This is a genomic window from Peribacillus asahii (assembly GCF_004006295.1).
GTDB classification, from domain to species: Bacteria; Bacillota; Bacilli; order Bacillales; family DSM-1321; genus Peribacillus; species Peribacillus asahii_A.
Genome location: NZ_CP026095.1, coordinates 1783689 through 1799946, shown reverse-complemented (window position 1 = coordinate 1799946; position 16258 = coordinate 1783689). Strand labels below are relative to the sequence as shown.

Here is a 16258-nt window from a genome sequence, read left to right as displayed (position 1 = left end):
TTGGTTTCTTCTTCACTTAATTTGCTTGTTTAAAAGCAACTTCTTTTACTTCACGTTTTCTTCTAAACCAAGCAACGATAATCGCAATCATTATAATAAATCCTAAGTAACCCATCACTGGATATAAAGTTCCAACCAACGTTGTAAAACCAACAAAGCTTGCTATGAAGGCTACAATGCCGAAACTGATTGCAAATCCTTTAAATTTAGTAGGTTGTTCTGGATTAATCAGGCGTGCTGTAAATGCATAAAGCATGCCTACAGCTGTATTATAAATCATACCTAATAGAATAATAGACATAATCCAACCAATCGCTGGCGACATTTCACTGGCTAAAGATAGCATTGGCATGTCCACACCATCAATGACATTGACTTTTGTCAACATCGCCAGAATGATTAGAAGAATCAGTAGCCCTAACCCAATTCCACCAAGGATACCGCCCCTACCTGCTGTCTTTTCATCCGTAATCGTACCGCCCATAACCGCAAGCATCGCAGCCCCTGCTGCAATATTATAAGAAACATAGAGCAGCGCACCTAATGCCCAATTTGATACAGCACTATTTTGTGTTTCAGCAATTTTTTGAATCTCCACTGCATTTAAATCCATCGTCAAATATGAATAAATCGCAATAATTACGACAATCAACAGTAAAAACGGTGTAATCATTCCCATTAATGAAAGGACTTTTTGAATATTAAGACATACGGTTGCAATCGTTAATACAGCCATTACAACATTTCCGACAATACTTGGTAATCCAAACTGTTGTTCAAAGATAGATCCTGTCCCAGCAATCATGACTACCGCAACACCGAATAAGAAAAACGTGATAATCAAGTCAACAAATACCCCGACATATCGCCCACATAAATGATAAACAACTTGTTTATGAGAAATGGTTTGCAAGCGGCTACCTAACTGCGTTAAGCTCATGCCTAAAAAGGCAAAAAAGAATGCTGCTATAACCGCGCCTATTACACTGATCCAACCAAAACTGGCAAAAAACTGAAGAATTTCCTGTCCTGAAGCAAAACCTGCTCCAACAATAACACCAATATATGCACCTGCAATTTGAATACTCTTTTTCATAACTCCTCCTATTAATTAGAATTTTTAGATAATTTAACGTAAGAAAGACTAGGATCCAATCATCCTCTCTCTCTTTCTTCTATTAATTATACTTTTTTACTATCGTTGTAAATTTTTCAATCGTTTCAAGGTTTGGCTCATAGCCTATTCCTGCTTTTTCAGGAACAGTAATCATGCCATCATGAACCATCACTTCTGGCTCAATTACATCTTGATTCCAATAACGAGAAGAAGCAGCTGTATCACCAGGCATTACAAAGTTTGATAAGGTAGTCAATGCCACATTATGGGCTCTTCCAATTCCTGATTCTAACATACCACCACACCAAACCGGGATATTGTGCTGCTGACAATAATCATGAATGCGCTTTGACTCAGTTAATCCTCCAACACGTCCTACTTTAATATTGATGATTTTACAGCTGCCAAGCTCAACAGCTTTCCGAGCATCCTCATATGAATGAATACTTTCATCCAGACAAATCGGTGTTTTCAGTTCTTTTTGTAATGTCGCGTGATCAATAATATCATCGGATGCGAGCGGCTGTTCAATCATCATTAAGTTGAATTCATCTAGTTGCTTTAATAACTCTATATCTTCTAAACGATACGCGGAATTCGCATCAGCCATAAGCGGAACAGTTGGGAAATGTTTACGTATCTCACGCATGACCTCAACATCCCAGCCTGGTTTAATTTTGACTTTAATTCTTTTATAGCCTTCTTTTACATATTCATCGATTAGTCCAAGTAAATCATCGATCGATTTCTGAATACCGATACTAATGCCAACTTCGATTTCTTTTCTTTCTCCCCCTAACGCTTTTGCCAATGTTACTCCATTCTGCTTCGCATATAAATCCCAAACCGCTCCTTCAAGGGCAGCCTTTGCCATATTATTTTTGCGAATATAGGCGAACATTTCAGACACTTCATCCGGATGAGAAATTTCTTTATGTAAAATACCTGGGATTAAAAAGTCCTCAAGTATATGCCAGTTTGTTTTCACTGTTTCTTCATTATACCAAGGTGAATGAAAGGCAACTGATTCTCCCCAGCCACTATTTCCATGCTCGTCCTTCACTTCCAATAATAAAAAGTCCTTGTCTTGAAACGTACCAAAGCTTGTTGTAAACGGATTTAGCATACTCATCTTCAATTGTCTTAATATAATTTCTTTTACAATCATCATCATATTCCTCTCTACGTTTATTAGACTTCTAATGTATGTTTTTGCACTAATAAATACTGATGGACAGGTTTATCGTCACTTTTCACAATTGAAACAACGGCATACCCTTTTGCAAATAACGTTTGAAAGATTTCTCTTGTTTTATAACGCCAATCTAGTGCTAATTCATAGTTTTGACTTTTCAACTCTTGAAAATGAGCAGGTACTGGTACAAGGATAGGTTGTTCGTTATCTTGAATTCCTTGAAGAATCATTTCACTATTGATTAATTTTGGTAAACCTGTTTCTGTCAATTCATAAGAAAATATGGACTGTGCCTGCTCCTCATTCACAGATAGTTCTTTTTCGATATGTGAACTATTAATCCACCATTCTACTTTAAAACGATCGGATGGCATACCGCTGTTGAAGTTATCATCCATTTCTCCGTAGCAGTCCTCCACATAGGTCGAGCAGATCGCATGTAATTTAGATAAATTCAAATAGCCGTTACGTGTTTCTAATGGGTCAAACGTCCAAACAATCAAATCATAACCCATTTCACGAGCAAGCGCTTTCTGCTCATGCTTTAAGCTTGCTCCAATTCCTTTTCCCCGATATCCTGGGTCAATCCCCAGCATATGGGAGCATAAGTAAGCTTTTCCTTGATTAAAACCAGCAAATCCATAACTAAAGCCAACTAGCTCCTCATTAAAAAAAGCACCTAATACTAGCCCACCATTTTGACTCGCCGTAAGCGTTTGATGGAGAGGAATTGGCTCCATATTCCAAACATTTTGTTCAAGTTGTTGAACTAGCTTCATTTCACTATTTGTCATTAATCTTCTCGTTATCATAGTTGCATTCACCTTCATTCTCCTCTTTCATACGCTGCAAATGTATGTAGCAGCGTTCTTGCTAATATTTCAATACCTGCATAGATAGCATCATGATTAAATGTCATCTGTGGATGATGAAGACCTGGTTGTAAATCGCAACCTAATCCGAGCATCGTTGCCTTAAGATGAGGATTTTTCAACGTATAAAAATGAAAATCCTCTCCTCCTGAAGAAACAATAGGCTTTCTTAATTGTTCTGCTCCAATCGACTCAATAATCGCTTTTTCCATATAGCTTAGCGCTTCCTCATTAACCTGTGCTGCTGCGACATTTGCCTTCGTTTCTAAGCGAATGTCCACTCCATATAGGTTTGCAAGAGCATCGGCTATTTTTTCGACCTTTTCCGTCAGCTTATCCATAACCTCATTCGTTTGCGCGCGTAAATCGATGCTGAAAGAAGCTTTTCCGGGAATAAGGTTTCCCGTATCACCACCTGCAAGGAACTTCGTCATTTTTACCGTGTGAGGAACCATTGGATCTAAATGAATACTTTTCATTTCTTGGATAAGTGAAGCACCAATTTCAATCGCATTTTGTCCAAGATGTGGACGTGCACCGTGAGCATCTTCCCCAATAATTTCTCCTTCTAAAAATTTAGCGGCTCCATGATAAATCGCACCTGCAGCTTCTCCATCGCGCAGCTCTTGTATCGGTCTTAAGTGAACACCATAAAGAAAATCGACATCATCTACTACATGCTTTTCGATTAGCTTTAAAGCTCCTGTCCCTTTCTCTTCTGCAGGCTGAAAAACGAACTTAATTCTGCCATTTATCTGAGGATTCAGTTTTTTTAAAAGAAGCATAGCGCCAATCGTCATTGTCATATGTGAATCGTGTCCACAAGAATGATTGGCTTTAAATTGCCCATCCACTTCTTGCCAAAGTGCATCGATATCTGTACGTAAACCTATACAAAAGTTACCGCTGCCAATCTCAACAACCAAACCTGTACAATCATCAAAAGTTTGTACGTTAAACCCTTCTTCTTCAAGTAACTGCTTAATATACGCTGTTGTCTGATATTCTTTCCAACTCACTTCAGGGTGCTGATGTAAATGTTCAAATACAGTCTGAATCGTTGGCTTTAATTGTTCAATAAACAACTTCAATCTTTTCCTTCTCCTTTACTTATAAAAGTGAAGCTAGAGTCATTTCTATTAACTGAAATAATAATCTCCATTTAATTTTTCATATTCTGCTTTTCGTTTTTCAAATCGCTCCCGATCTTTAACAGATACACCTGCAACTAACGCATTTAAAAATGAAAACAAAGCTGGCCCCGCATCAATCGTCGACTTCCCGTTTGAATAAATTTGAAAAAGAAGATCTGAATAATCACGAATAGGTGCAAGCGGGGAATCAGAAATACCAATGATAAAAGCCCCTTGCTTCTTCGCTAACTCAGCAATCTTAATCGTTTCTTTTAAGTAACGGTGAAAAGAAATTGATATTAAAATAGATTGATGGTCCATTTCACTTAATGTATAAAGTAAATCATTCGTTTCCGGCCGTAGAATCTCCACATTTTTTCTCACTAACCCCAGTGTGAATGTAAGCCAATTCGCTGCTGAAAACGAACCTCGTAAACCCGATATATATATTCGCTTTGCATCAACGAGCTTTTGGACAGCTATATCAAAATCTTTTTCACTCATATGATTAATCGTTTCTTGAATACACTGACGATCCTGCTCCATCGCTTGCGCAAAGAAATTCGGTTGTTCAGCTAATTTCAGTTTTCCAGAAACATAGTTACCAAGACTACTTTCATTAAACAGCAGTTGTTCTCGAACCATTTTTTGCAACTCCGAAAAACCTGATAAACCGATTGAATAGCAGAACCTAATAACAGTTGTTTCACTTACTCCAACCGTAACACCAATCTCACTTGCAGAATTTACCGCAAAGTCTTTCGAATTTTCCAATAAATGAGCCGCTACTTTCTTTTGACCGTTAGAAAGCTCATTGTACTTCTCTTGAATCAATGCTTTTAGATTCATATATTCCTCCTAACTATCAAGCATATATGAAGTTTTAACACTACTTTCAAACAAGCGTGAAGTTTATACTTCAAAACTGCTTATTAACGATAACACAACAATTCAGGGAATACAATAATAATTCTGAAAATTTAATTATTGTTAGAACTTTTCGCCTAACATTAAGGATTGTTTAAGGTGAATCCAGGTGAGCCTTCGAGCATTTCATTCTATATAAGATGAATATAGAAAATAAGAAAGTGATAAAAATCGAGTTGCCGCATCTCAGTACGAAATAATTGCTACGAAAATAGCCTACAACTAATTGTGGGATATTTTTCTTTTCTAAACGTCCACTTTCCCTTCTATTGTTCTCTCCTCGAAACAAGCATTTCGGACTATTCGAAAATACCTAGTTCTAAAACGCGACATGGAACCACTCTTCTCAATTCCTATATTTATATCTTTAAGATTTATTTAAAAAATTCGAATAATTTTACGATATTTGTATTAATAACTGTCGAAAATTACCGATATTAAATAAAGAACTTTTTTATTTAAAACTTCACGAAGGAGCACGTATTATGAGGAAAAAATCCACATCTATTCGGACAAAATTAATTATGTTATGCGTAATCATTTTAATTGTCCCAACCACCATTCTAGGTATAAGTACTTACTCCAGTTCAAAAAACCAACTAAATGAAGCTGGACAAGATCGACTGAAAAGAAGTACCCAAATGGTTCTCGGAATGATTAGCCTATTAAATCAAGAAGTTCAGGCTAAAAACATGACATTAGAAGAAGCGCAAGAAAAACTTCGTGTGGAATTATACGGTGAAAAAGGCGCCGATAATACACGCACACTAAAAGAAAATTATACATTCGGAGCAGAAGGCTATATCTATGCAGCCGATAACGAGGCTACACTTGTCATGCACCCATTTACAGAAGGTCAGAACATTTATGATTCGAAATCAGAAGATGGCGTCATGGTAGGTCAAGAAATCGTTTCAATAGGGAAAGAGGGCGGTTTTCTTTACTATAAATGGTTGAACAAATCCACGAATAAAAACGAAGAAAAAGTTGCATATGTAGAACGCGACCCCTACTGGGGATGGACGATTGCTTCAAGCGCCTATCTTTCAGAATTTAATAGCAGCGCTTCTGAAATTGCTAACATTGTCTTAATTGTGGCAGCACTCGCAATTGTTCTCGGTAGTATTGTCGCTTACTATTTTTCTGTACGTTTTACGAAACCTATTATTCAAATTAGCGGTGAATTAAATCGTGCAGCTGAAGGTGATTTTTCAGGTGAAGATATAAAAGTAACGACAAAAGATGAAATGGGTGCCTTAACAGAAGATTTTAATAAAATGAGAGCGAACACAAAAGTACTACTGGCCCATGTTAACAATTCCACGGAGCACGTTGCGGCCTCTTCGGAACAATTGTCTGCGAGTGCAGAAGAAACAAGCAAAGCAACAGAAGAAATTACACATGCGATTCAACTGATTGCAACGGGTGCGGAAGATAGCACGAATAGCTTACAAGAAAGCTCACAATCTTTAGATGAAGTGACGATCGGTATTCAAAATTTAGCTGAAAACTCTGCTACTATTTCGGAAGCAGGAACAATGATTGCTGAGAAAGCACAGCAAGGAAATGTCTATGTTGAACAAACGGTAAAACAAATCAACTCGATCAACAACAAAGTAAACGAAAGTGGCCAAGTGCTGCAATTGCTCGATTCAAGTTCGAATGAAATCGGTGAAATTTCTAAAGTCATTACTGATATTGCTGATCAAACAAATCTATTAGCATTAAATGCTGCTATCGAAGCTGCACGTGCTGGCGAACACGGAAAAGGGTTTGCTGTTGTCGCAGAGGAAGTACGTAAACTCGCTGAACAATCGCAAAATTCTTCACATCAAATTTCTGATTTAATTAAGGATATTCAACTGAATATGGCTCGTTCAACAGAATCGATGAACCAAGTAAAAGTTGAAGTTCAAGACGGACTAGAAATCGTCGGCAAAACAGAAGTAAGCTTCCAAGAGATTGTTACTGCGATGGAACAGATGAAAAAGCAATTAACCGATATGGCTGCAACCGTACAGCAAATGTCGGCTGGTGCCCAAGAAGTTTCAGCCACTGTTACAAATAATACCCATACAATGAAAGAAGCATCTTACCAATCTCAGCAAGTAGCTGCAACGACGGAAGAACAGTTGGCCGCTATGCAAGAAGTTACGCATTCTGCTAATTCTTTATCTAAGCTTGCTGTAGAATTACAAGAAATCGTTAATAAATTTAAAATATAAGTAGAGTCATTCATTATACTAATCGGCTCATGATAAGAAAAATCCCTAAGGAAGCGCATCCTAGGGATTTTTTCTTGCATTACTGTTCCAGCAATCTTTTATGAATCCAAATTGCTGCTTGAGAGCCATCGCCCATTGCAATGGTTACTTGCTCAGAGTGTGCTGCTAAATCTCCGCCTGCCCACACACCCTTTATATTCGTTTCTTTTGTACGTGGGTTAACTAATACATGTTTATTTTCGGTCAACTCAACGCCTACTGTCTCGGCCAGTTCATAGTTGATTTTATTTCCACCAAACGCGACAAAACCACGTTCCGCCTCCATCACTTCACCATTTTTTAGTAAGATCCCAGCAAAATGCTGTTTTTCATCCAATATAATTTTTTCAATTTGTTCATAAACAATTTTGATACGATGCTTTTCTAACTCATCTAGCTTAGTTACGTCAACCGCCGACTGATTATGATTAATATAAATAATATTATTTGACCAGTAAGCTAATGTAACCGCCATATCAGCTCCTGTATTCCCAGCACCTAATACTACCGTTTTTTTGCCTGAAACTTCATACCCATCGCAATCGGGACATACATATATATCAGTACCAAGACAGGTTACTAAATTTTCTAATTTGGGAAGGTGGTCGACAAGACCTGTTGCCAAAAAAATTGTTTTTGCTTCGAATTTGGCATGCTGCTCTGTTTCTAAATAAAAATGATTGCTTTCTTTTTTTAACGTGGTTACTACATCATGTAGAAAATGAACGCCATATTTCTCTGCATGCAACTTACCTAGCTTCCTGATTTCTTGTCCACTTACACCGTCCGGCCACCCTAAAATATTATGGTAACACCTGCATATTGTTGATCTGCCTTGATTCGAATCAATCACTAGGACATCATGTTTATACCTTCCTAACTGAATCGCCGCCTGCAAACCTGCAATTCCACCACCGATTATCACACAATCCACTTGCTTCAAAAAACATCACCACCACTTTACTATTTACAAATATCCATAGTTTGTTTCTTATATGTAGCCATTATTCGTTTAACAAGAACAAAAAAAGAGAAACCACATATCGCGGCTTCCCCTTTTACAATAATGAAAATTAACTGTTAATCTTCAATGACTCACTTACAATAAAATCAGCTTCCGTTTTTTCTTTTACTTCTTCTAATGTAACGCCTTCTTGTAATTCCACTAATTCCATCTTGCCGTTAGTAAATTGGAAAACAGCAAGTTCCGTAATTAAACATTGCACAACGCCTTGACCTGTTAAAGGAAGCGTACACGTTTTCTTGACCTTGGATTCACCGTGTTTATTGACATGGTCCATAATGACAACGATTCGTTTAGCTCCTTGTACTAAATCCATCGCGCCTCCCATTCCTTTTACTAACTTCCCTGGAATCATCCAGTTTGCTAAATCACCATTTTGTGAAACTTCCATTCCACCAAGAATGGCCAAATCAATATGTCCGCCTCGAATCATCGCAAAGGATTCAGCACTATCAAAAAATGAAGCACCTACTCTTGCTGTTACTGTTTCTTTCCCTGCATTAATTAGATCTGGATCAACTTCTGACTCTTTCGGATATGCACCGATACCAAGTAATCCATTTTCCGATTGAAGCATAACATTGAAATCATCCGGTATCATATTGGCAATTAAAGTTGGCATACCAATTCCTAGGTTAACGCACATTCCATCTTGTATTTCTTTAACCGCACGTTTTAAAATTGCATTTCGATTTGTCATTATCGCTTCTCTCCTTTATGCATTAGCTGTCGTAAGCTTTTCGATTCGTTTTTCATAATTTTCCCCTACAAAAACTTTTTGAACGTACACGCCCGGTGTATGAATTTCATCTGGATCAAGTTCACCTATTCCAACTAACTCTTCTACTTCAGCAATTGTAATCTTTCCAGCTGTCGCTACGACTGGATTAAAATTTCGTGCTGTTTTTCGAAAGACAAGATTGCCAAAAGGATCTGCCTTCCATGCTTTAACAAATGCGAAATCACCTACGATTCCTTGTTCCATGATATAGGTCTTTCCATCAAACTCCTTATGCTCTTTTCCCTTTGCTACTTCAGTCCCAACCCCTGTTGCTGTATAAAAAGCCGGAATCCCTGCTCCCCCTGCTCTTAAACGCTCCGCCAATGTACCTTGTGGAATTAACTCGACCTCAAGTTCACCACTTAAAAATTGCTGTTCAAACAATTTGTTTTCTCCCACATACGAAGCCATCATTTTTTTAATTTGTTTATTTTCTAATAATAAACCTAAACCGCAATCGTCGATCCCACAGTTGTTACTAACGATTGTTAAGTCTTTAACCCCTTGATCACGTAAACTAAGAATCAGCTTTTCCGGAATTCCACATAACCCAAAGCCGCCAACAACAATCGTTGCTCCATCCTGAATCTGTTTAATTGCATCGTCTAATGATGATATAACTTTCCCCATTTTTCCATCTCCTCTTATACTATTAATCTTTGGATCAATTGAAACTAAAAATAGTGTGTATGTAGCAAATCTCTAACAGCAACCAAAATTATATGGCCATACACCATCGAAGCAATTGTATGTAAAACTTCTAAACTTATACGAGGTTTTTGCATATTCTGAAAAAATACATATGTTTATCTACCTTTTTGCAGAATTTTTACAGAAACCTACTATATTATTCCTCTTATATATAATTATGCAAAAATTATGATATTTTTGTCAAATGATTCTAGCTGGTAACTTGAAAATTTTCTAAAGTTGTTCATTTTTAAGACAATATTCTCTAAACTTCTTCCATACTGTACAGATTTCCTTACACAAAATACGCTACTTTACTTCCATTGTACGAAATATCTAACACATCTTTCTTTTCACTTATAAACTATGCCTTACCGGTGATATTCTCTTGATAAATAGCCAATAAAAAAGTTCCCTCTTACTCAAGAGGAAACCTTTTCTAAGGCAGCAAGCCATATTTATTCATTTTTTCATACAGCGTTGTGCGGCTAATCCCCAATTGTTTGGCTGCTTCCGATTTATTTCCTTGTGTAAGTCGTAAGCAGGCGATAATCGTCATTCGCTCCGTTTCTTCCATCACTTGAGCCAGCGGATGAATCGTAATGATATTTTGAACCCCCGTTATTTCTTCAGGTAAATGTTCAACTGTAATCATTTCCTCCTCTTCTACAATATTTAACGCACGTTCAATCACGTTTTCTAACTCCCGTATGTTTCCTGGCCAATAATAGGAAGAAAGCAAGCGGAGCGTGTCATCATCTATACCTTGAATAGATTTGTTCATGATACATTGGTATTTTTCAACAAAGTATCTTACTAAAATATTAATATCCTCTTTTCGCTCTTTTAACGAAGGTATGGTCAGTTCCATTACCTTTAGCCGATAATACAAATCAAGTCGAAATTCACCTTTTTCAACCATTTCGGCTAAATTTCGATTAGTCGCAGCAATGACCCTTACATCAACCGAGATACTACTTGGAGATCCAATACGCTCAATCTCCTTTTCTTGTAAAACCCGTAGTAATTTCACCTGCATATGCATCGGTAACTCACCGATCTCATCAAGAAAAATAGTCCCACCATCTGCAGCTTCGAATTTCCCTGCTTTTCCACCTTTTTTAGCACCGGTAAACGAACCGTCTTCATAGCCAAACAGCTCTGATTCTATAAGATCTGTCGGGATAGCAGCACAATTCACTTTCACAAAAAACCCCATAGAACGCAGGCTTTCATTATGAATAGAGTGGGCAAACAGCTCCTTTCCTGTACCACTTTCCCCTAGGAGCAATACATTTGAATCACTTTTTGCTACTCGTTTCGCCTGCTGTTTTACTGCCAAAAACACCTCGCTTTCACCAATCAACCCCTCAAATGTATAAGAAGCTGTATTGCCTTCACGAAACGCTCCTTTATACTTTTTCAGTTCCTTTTCAAGAGATTGGATTCGTTTGGACAAAGCTGTGAATTCTCCTACATTTTTAAATAAAATTTTCCCGACAGCCCCTACACTTTTTCCTTTCTTCAATATTGGTAATCTAGTTGCAATAATATAATTTTCTTTAATTCTTTGTAATGCGGCTCTCTCTTGCTTCCCTGTTTTAGCTACTACATGCATTCGAGTATTTTCAATAACTTCTGTTACATGCTTTCCTACTGCGTTTTCCCGACTAACGCCAAGAAAATCAGCATACGCTTGAGTTAGTATTTGAATATATCCCTCTGAATCAACCATAACGAAACCGTCGTAAGCGTACTCTAAAATATCTTCCCACGCAATTAACGAAACTTTCTGATTTTTACTAATGGTCATCTTCACTCTCCTTACCCCATGTCACCTTACAAATTATAACATGAAACAAGAAAATTTGACCATATTAGACAATTAATGTCGTTCTATCACTAGAGCTGATCCTTGCCCGCCGCCAATACATAAAGATGCAAGCCCTCTTTTCGCTTGACTGCGCTTCATTTCATACAGCAATGTAACTAAAATTCGAGCGCCAGATGCACCGATTGGATGACCTAAAGCAATAGCCCCACCATTAACATTCACTTTACGTGGATCTAACTCCAGGTCTTGAAGTACAGCAAGCGATTGGGCAGCAAATGCTTCATTCAATTCAACTACATCAATATCGTTCACTGTTAATCCTGCTTTTGTTAATGCTTTTTTCACTGCCGGTACTGGTGCATACCCCATAATAGCCGGATCAAGAGCCGCATTCGCATAAGATGTGATGGTTGCCAAAATATTAAGCCCTAACTGCTCAGCTTTTTCTTTTGCCATCAGCACAAGCATTGCCCCGCCATCATTAATACCAGATGCATTCCCTGCTGTAACAGTTCCATTTTCTTTAAAAGCTGGGCGCAATTTAGCAAGCTGCTCTATTGTCAAACCATGTCGTGGATATTCATCTTGGTTAACCACAATCGTTTTACCCTTCTTTTTGATTTCAACAGCAGCAATTTCCGCATCAAACCGACCAGCAATCTGGGCCTTTTCCGCTTTTTGTTGACTAAGTAAAGCAAATTCATCCTGTCTTTCACGGCTAATTTCCCACTTTTCAGCAATATTCTCAGCTGTTATCCCCATATGATATTGATTAAAAACGTCTGTTAAGCCATCGTAAATCATAGAATCAACCGCTTCTGCATGTCCTGCTCTCTGACCCCAGCGATAATTAGGAAGAATATACGGGGCATTGCTCATGCTCTCAATCCCCCCCGCAAGAATCACATCTGCATCACCGAGTGAAATAAACTGCGCTCCCATAATCACGGTTCGAAGGCCTGAGCCACATAGTTTGTTAACAGTTAAAGCAGGAGTCGTTTCCGGAATTCCAGCGTGAATCGCCACCTGCCGTGCTACATTTTGTCCTAAACCAGCTGATAAAATATTACCTATCAAGACTTCATCAATCATATCAGCTTGTATATTCGCACGTTTAATAGCTTCCTTCGCAGCCACAACGCCTAATTCGACTGCTGATACTCCGGCTAGACTACCTCCAAACGTACCAATCGGTGTTCTTGCAGCTCCAACAATAACTACTTCTCTCATGTGTTTCTCCTCCCTCTTTTTCATTCTTTCAAATCACATGCAGCAACCATTCTTTCTTCATTTAACAACACTACTTACTGATTATATTCAGCTTTTGTGTCATTGATTATATATGCAAGAATTGTGCCAAATCCAAAAGAATTCAAAAGAGGGACCTATCTAGAGCACACCTACTTATGATTAAACAAGTATAATGAAGCAAATAACAAAGCAATCGCAGCCACTTTTTGTATATTAATTGGGATACGCTGCCCGCCAAATAGACCAAAATGATCGACAATTGCTCCAATAATGATTTGTCCGGCAACAATTCCAATAAGAGCAGGAGCGACACCTATTTTCGGGACAACTAAAACGGTTACAATAACAAAAAATGCTCCAAGTAAGCCGCCAATCAATTGCCACTTTGGAACATCTGTAACAGACAATAGATTTCCCTTTCCCCAGAATAAAACAATAAATAATAAAGCAATTGTTCCCACTCCAAAGGAGATTAATGAAGCTTCTAACACACCTACTTTTTTTCCTAGCCCCCCGTTAATCTGACTCTGAATTGCTACAGCTGCTCCGCCAAGCAAAGCTAGCAACGGAAATAATAAATTCACTACTAACTCTCCCCTTATATCAAAATATTTGTATGTACCATCCTAATAATTGTATCATGAAACCATTTTTTCGATACGACTTTTTAAAACGCCAATAAGCAGATACACTTTTTTACATTATTTACCAACCATTCATGTAGGATGTACATAATTTTTTACAGTATTATCGAAAGCATTATCCAAGACTTATCTAAATATGCTAAAATGTTGTTAAAATAAATCTACCTGTTTTATTACAGAAAAGGATTTGATAGAGGTTTGTATAAAATCATTATTGATCGAGAAGATGATGTGTACATGGCTAGTACAATCGGGAAAAAAGTTGCAGAGAATTGCGGACTAAATAAAAGCGATCAAACCAAATTAGTTGTATCTATTATGGAATTAGCTCGCAATATTGTTTTTTATGCTGATAAAGGAGAAATCTTTATTAATCCGATGCCTCCTTATGAAATTGAAATTATTGCTATTGATCGAGGTCCCGGAATAGCGAATATTGATGATGCTTTAAATAATGTAGTTCCTTCCAAAAAAGGATTAGGCTTAGGTTTATCAGGAGTGAAACGCTTAATGGATGAATTTGATATTACTAGCACGGTCAATATAGGTACAAAAGTTAGGGCCGTAAAATGGCTAAATGAAAGGACGGTTAGATACTTTGACCACATCACTCGCCGCTCATGAAATTTCATATGGTCTAATTGAACTTCACCCTGATGGTACAATTCAAAGTGTTAATGATAAAGCAAAAAGGCTGTTATTATCAGATGAAAGTGACACAAACTATTTGTTTCATCAAATTAAAAACAAAGAAGTGAAAGCAAAGCTTCATGAATGTTTCATGGGTAAACATAATGAATTTATGGCAACAATCGATTCACAGCCTTACTTTTTTTTATTCCATAAAACGCCGGAAGATCAAAAGGGACAGAATATTTATCTTTACATATTTAACCTTCATTACCTGCAGCAGCATCATGATCATACAAATTTGAATAATCATTTACTATCGTCAATTGGAGAAATGGCAGCAGGAATTGCCCACGAAGTTCGCAATCCTTTAACAGCCGTAAAAGGATTTCTTCAATTAATTAGTCAAACTGATCAAAGTGAATATTCGCAAATTGCTTTAAGTGAGTTAGAACGAGCAATTCATATTTTAAATGATTTAATGAGCGTCTCTAAGCCTGAATTTACGCAAGAGGAATTAATAGATTTTAATATATGCACTGAAATAGAATCCATTTTGCTTTTATTTCAAAACCAGCTATATTCAATCCATGTCATTAAACAATTTGATAATGAAAATATCAGAATTATTGGTCAAAAAGATCAACTCAAAAAAGCTTTGTTCAATTTAATTAAAAATGCGATTGAAGCGATGCCTAAAGGCGGAACGCTCGTTATTGAACAAACTGAGGACTATGAAAATATTCATCTTAGCATCTCAGATTCTGGTGTTGGTATTCCAAAAGATAAATTGCGTTTACTCGGTACTCCGTTCTTTACAATGAAACAAGATGGAAAAGGAATGGGGCTTGCACAAGTTTTTAATGCGATTCAAAATAATCATGCCAAAATACGGGTAACAAGCGAGGAAGGACAAGGAACCACTTTCTTTCTATCATTCAAAAAAACACTTAAACATTCAGTTCCATTTACAGGGGGAGATTCTATGGTACAAACCATTGACACGAAACATAGTTTAGCAGAATTTCTAAGTAACAATATCCATTTTTACACAAGTGAATGGATGCAATACTTACAAGCAACTAAAAGCTATTTAATATCTCTTTTAAATGAAAATGGAGAGACGGAAAATTACAAAAAATTCGGTAATCCAATTATGCTGCTTGTGGCTCAAAATATTAGTGAATTAAAAACCGAACAAATTATGGATGTTGCTAAGGAAAGAGGCGTCCGCAGTGCTAAAACTGAATTTCCAATGCACTTAGCTTGGGAGCTTTTCCAATCATCTCGCGGCATCATTTGGAACTCTATCCGAGCTTTCTATAATGAATCTGAAAAGACGCTTGATATGGACCAATTTTTTGCTTTAGAGCGTCGTGTAAACGATATTATTGATTTATATATCGATTCTTATACAGCATATTTCGTCAGCTATAAAGAAGAATTACTAAAAAGCCATCGTGAAACGGTTGATGAATTATCCGTTCCGATTATTCCAATCGCTGATAAAGTATGCATACTCCCAATTGTGGGGAATGTCGATACATTCCGAGCACGAAAAATCCGTGAAAAAACACTCGTTCGTGTGAAAGAGCTAAAAGCGGAACAATTAATTATTGATATCTCAGGTGTTCCATTTGTCGATACAGCCGTTGTTAACCATTTATTTAAAATTGTCAAAGGTATTAAATTATTAGGATGTTCTACCATCTTAACAGGAATCAGCCCAGAAATTGCTGACACCATGATTGAACTCGGTATTGAAATTGACAATGAACTCAAAACAAGATCAGATTTGCAACAAGCATTACACGACATCCAGTTTGCTAGAAAAAATTAATAGACATCACCAAAACCTCGATAATTCTAAAAATTATCGAGGTTTTTTACACAAGA

Annotated in this window: 14 protein-coding genes; 3 read left to right on the top strand and 11 right to left on the bottom strand. The window is 37.2% G+C overall.

Translation table 11 applies throughout. The features are described 5' to 3' along the window. Positions 1-16: 16 nt before the first annotated feature. From BAOM_RS08725 to BAOM_RS08705, 5 genes are all read right to left on the bottom strand, one after another. Positions 17-1096: a YkvI family membrane protein gene (locus BAOM_RS08725; protein ID WP_127759938.1), complete on the bottom strand. Its 1080-nt coding sequence runs from the start codon at positions 1094-1096 to the stop codon at positions 17-19. An 82-nt stretch (positions 1097-1178) separates the two neighbouring features. Then, the gene (gene menC / locus BAOM_RS08720) at positions 1179-2285 is read right to left on the bottom strand and encodes an o-succinylbenzoate synthase (RefSeq protein ID WP_127762508.1); all 1107 of its coding nucleotides are present in this window, start codon (positions 2283-2285) and stop codon (positions 1179-1181) included. A gap of 23 nt (positions 2286-2308) precedes the next feature. Further along, on the bottom strand, positions 2309-3136 hold the full coding sequence (locus tag BAOM_RS08715) for a GNAT family N-acetyltransferase (RefSeq protein ID WP_373995323.1): 828 nt from the start codon (positions 3134-3136) through the stop codon (positions 2309-2311). A gap of 2 nt (positions 3137-3138) precedes the next feature. Further along, entirely contained in the window at positions 3139-4275 is a 1137-nt protein-coding gene (locus BAOM_RS08710) for a M20 peptidase aminoacylase family protein (protein WP_127759937.1), read from the bottom strand. A gap of 48 nt (positions 4276-4323) precedes the next feature. Beyond that, complete coding sequence (locus BAOM_RS08705; protein ID WP_127759936.1) at positions 4324-5166, bottom strand: MurR/RpiR family transcriptional regulator; 843 nt, start codon at positions 5164-5166, stop codon at positions 4324-4326. 563 nt (positions 5167-5729) lie between these two features. On the opposite strand from BAOM_RS08705, the gene BAOM_RS08700 reads away from it, so the two are divergent. Beyond that, entirely contained in the window at positions 5730-7469 is a 1740-nt protein-coding gene (locus tag BAOM_RS08700) for a methyl-accepting chemotaxis protein (RefSeq protein ID WP_127759935.1), read from the top strand. A 79-nt stretch (positions 7470-7548) separates the two neighbouring features. Here BAOM_RS08700 and BAOM_RS08695 read toward each other — a convergent pair whose 3' ends face one another. The 6 genes from BAOM_RS08695 to BAOM_RS08670 form a co-directional block, all read right to left on the bottom strand. Then, positions 7549-8451, bottom strand: coding sequence for an NAD(P)/FAD-dependent oxidoreductase (locus BAOM_RS08695; protein WP_127759934.1), 903 nt, complete (start codon positions 8449-8451; stop codon positions 7549-7551). Positions 8452-8581: 130 nt separating this feature from the next. Beyond that, complete coding sequence (locus tag BAOM_RS08690; protein WP_127759933.1) at positions 8582-9232, bottom strand: 3-oxoacid CoA-transferase subunit B; 651 nt, start codon at positions 9230-9232, stop codon at positions 8582-8584. A gap of 15 nt (positions 9233-9247) precedes the next feature. After that, entirely contained in the window at positions 9248-9943 is a 696-nt protein-coding gene (locus BAOM_RS08685; RefSeq protein WP_127759932.1) for a CoA transferase subunit A, read from the bottom strand. Positions 9944-10442: 499 nt separating this feature from the next. Continuing rightward, the gene (locus BAOM_RS08680; RefSeq protein WP_127759931.1) at positions 10443-11816 is read right to left on the bottom strand and encodes a sigma-54 interaction domain-containing protein; all 1374 of its coding nucleotides are present in this window, start codon (positions 11814-11816) and stop codon (positions 10443-10445) included. 72 nt (positions 11817-11888) lie between these two features. After that, positions 11889-13067 (bottom strand): acetyl-CoA C-acetyltransferase, encoded by a 1179-nt coding sequence (locus BAOM_RS08675; protein ID WP_127759930.1) that lies wholly within the window; start codon positions 13065-13067, stop codon positions 11889-11891. A gap of 170 nt (positions 13068-13237) precedes the next feature. Continuing rightward, positions 13238-13672: a DMT family transporter gene (locus BAOM_RS08670; protein WP_127759929.1), complete on the bottom strand. Its 435-nt coding sequence runs from the start codon at positions 13670-13672 to the stop codon at positions 13238-13240. A gap of 258 nt (positions 13673-13930) precedes the next feature. On the opposite strand from BAOM_RS08670, the gene BAOM_RS08665 reads away from it, so the two are divergent. Continuing rightward, positions 13931-14356 carry an anti-sigma regulatory factor gene (locus tag BAOM_RS08665; protein ID WP_127759928.1) on the top strand — a complete coding sequence of 142 codons (426 nt, stop codon included), beginning with the start codon at positions 13931-13933 and terminating at the stop codon, positions 14354-14356. Beyond that, positions 14331-16202 (top strand): ATP-binding protein, encoded by a 1872-nt coding sequence (locus BAOM_RS08660; RefSeq protein WP_252283314.1) that lies wholly within the window; start codon positions 14331-14333, stop codon positions 16200-16202. The genes BAOM_RS08665 and BAOM_RS08660 overlap by 26 nt, the downstream gene beginning before the upstream one ends. The last annotated feature ends 56 nt before the right edge of the window (positions 16203-16258 follow it).

Bases quoted from the DNA above. Each gene is read 5' to 3' on its own strand.
- BAOM_RS08725 (WP_127759938.1), bottom strand. From the start codon at position 1,096: ATGAAAAAGAGTATTCAAATTGCAGGTGCATATATTGGTGTTATTGTT.
- menC (WP_127762508.1), bottom strand. From the start codon at position 2,285: ATGATTGTAAAAGAAATTATATTAAGACAATTGAAGATGAGTATGCTA.
- BAOM_RS08705 (WP_127759936.1), bottom strand. From the start codon at position 5,166: ATGAATCTAAAAGCATTGATTCAAGAGAAGTACAATGAGCTTTCTAAC.
- BAOM_RS08700 (WP_127759935.1), top strand. From the start codon at position 5,730: ATGAGGAAAAAATCCACATCTATTCGGACAAAATTAATTATGTTATGC.
- BAOM_RS08690 (WP_127759933.1), bottom strand. From the start codon at position 9,232: ATGACAAATCGAAATGCAATTTTAAAACGTGCGGTTAAAGAAATACAA.
- BAOM_RS08685 (WP_127759932.1), bottom strand. From the start codon at position 9,943: ATGGGGAAAGTTATATCATCATTAGACGATGCAATTAAACAGATTCAG.
- BAOM_RS08680 (WP_127759931.1), bottom strand. From the start codon at position 11,816: ATGACCATTAGTAAAAATCAGAAAGTTTCGTTAATTGCGTGGGAAGAT.
- BAOM_RS08675 (WP_127759930.1), bottom strand. From the start codon at position 13,067: ATGAGAGAAGTAGTTATTGTTGGAGCTGCAAGAACACCGATTGGTACG.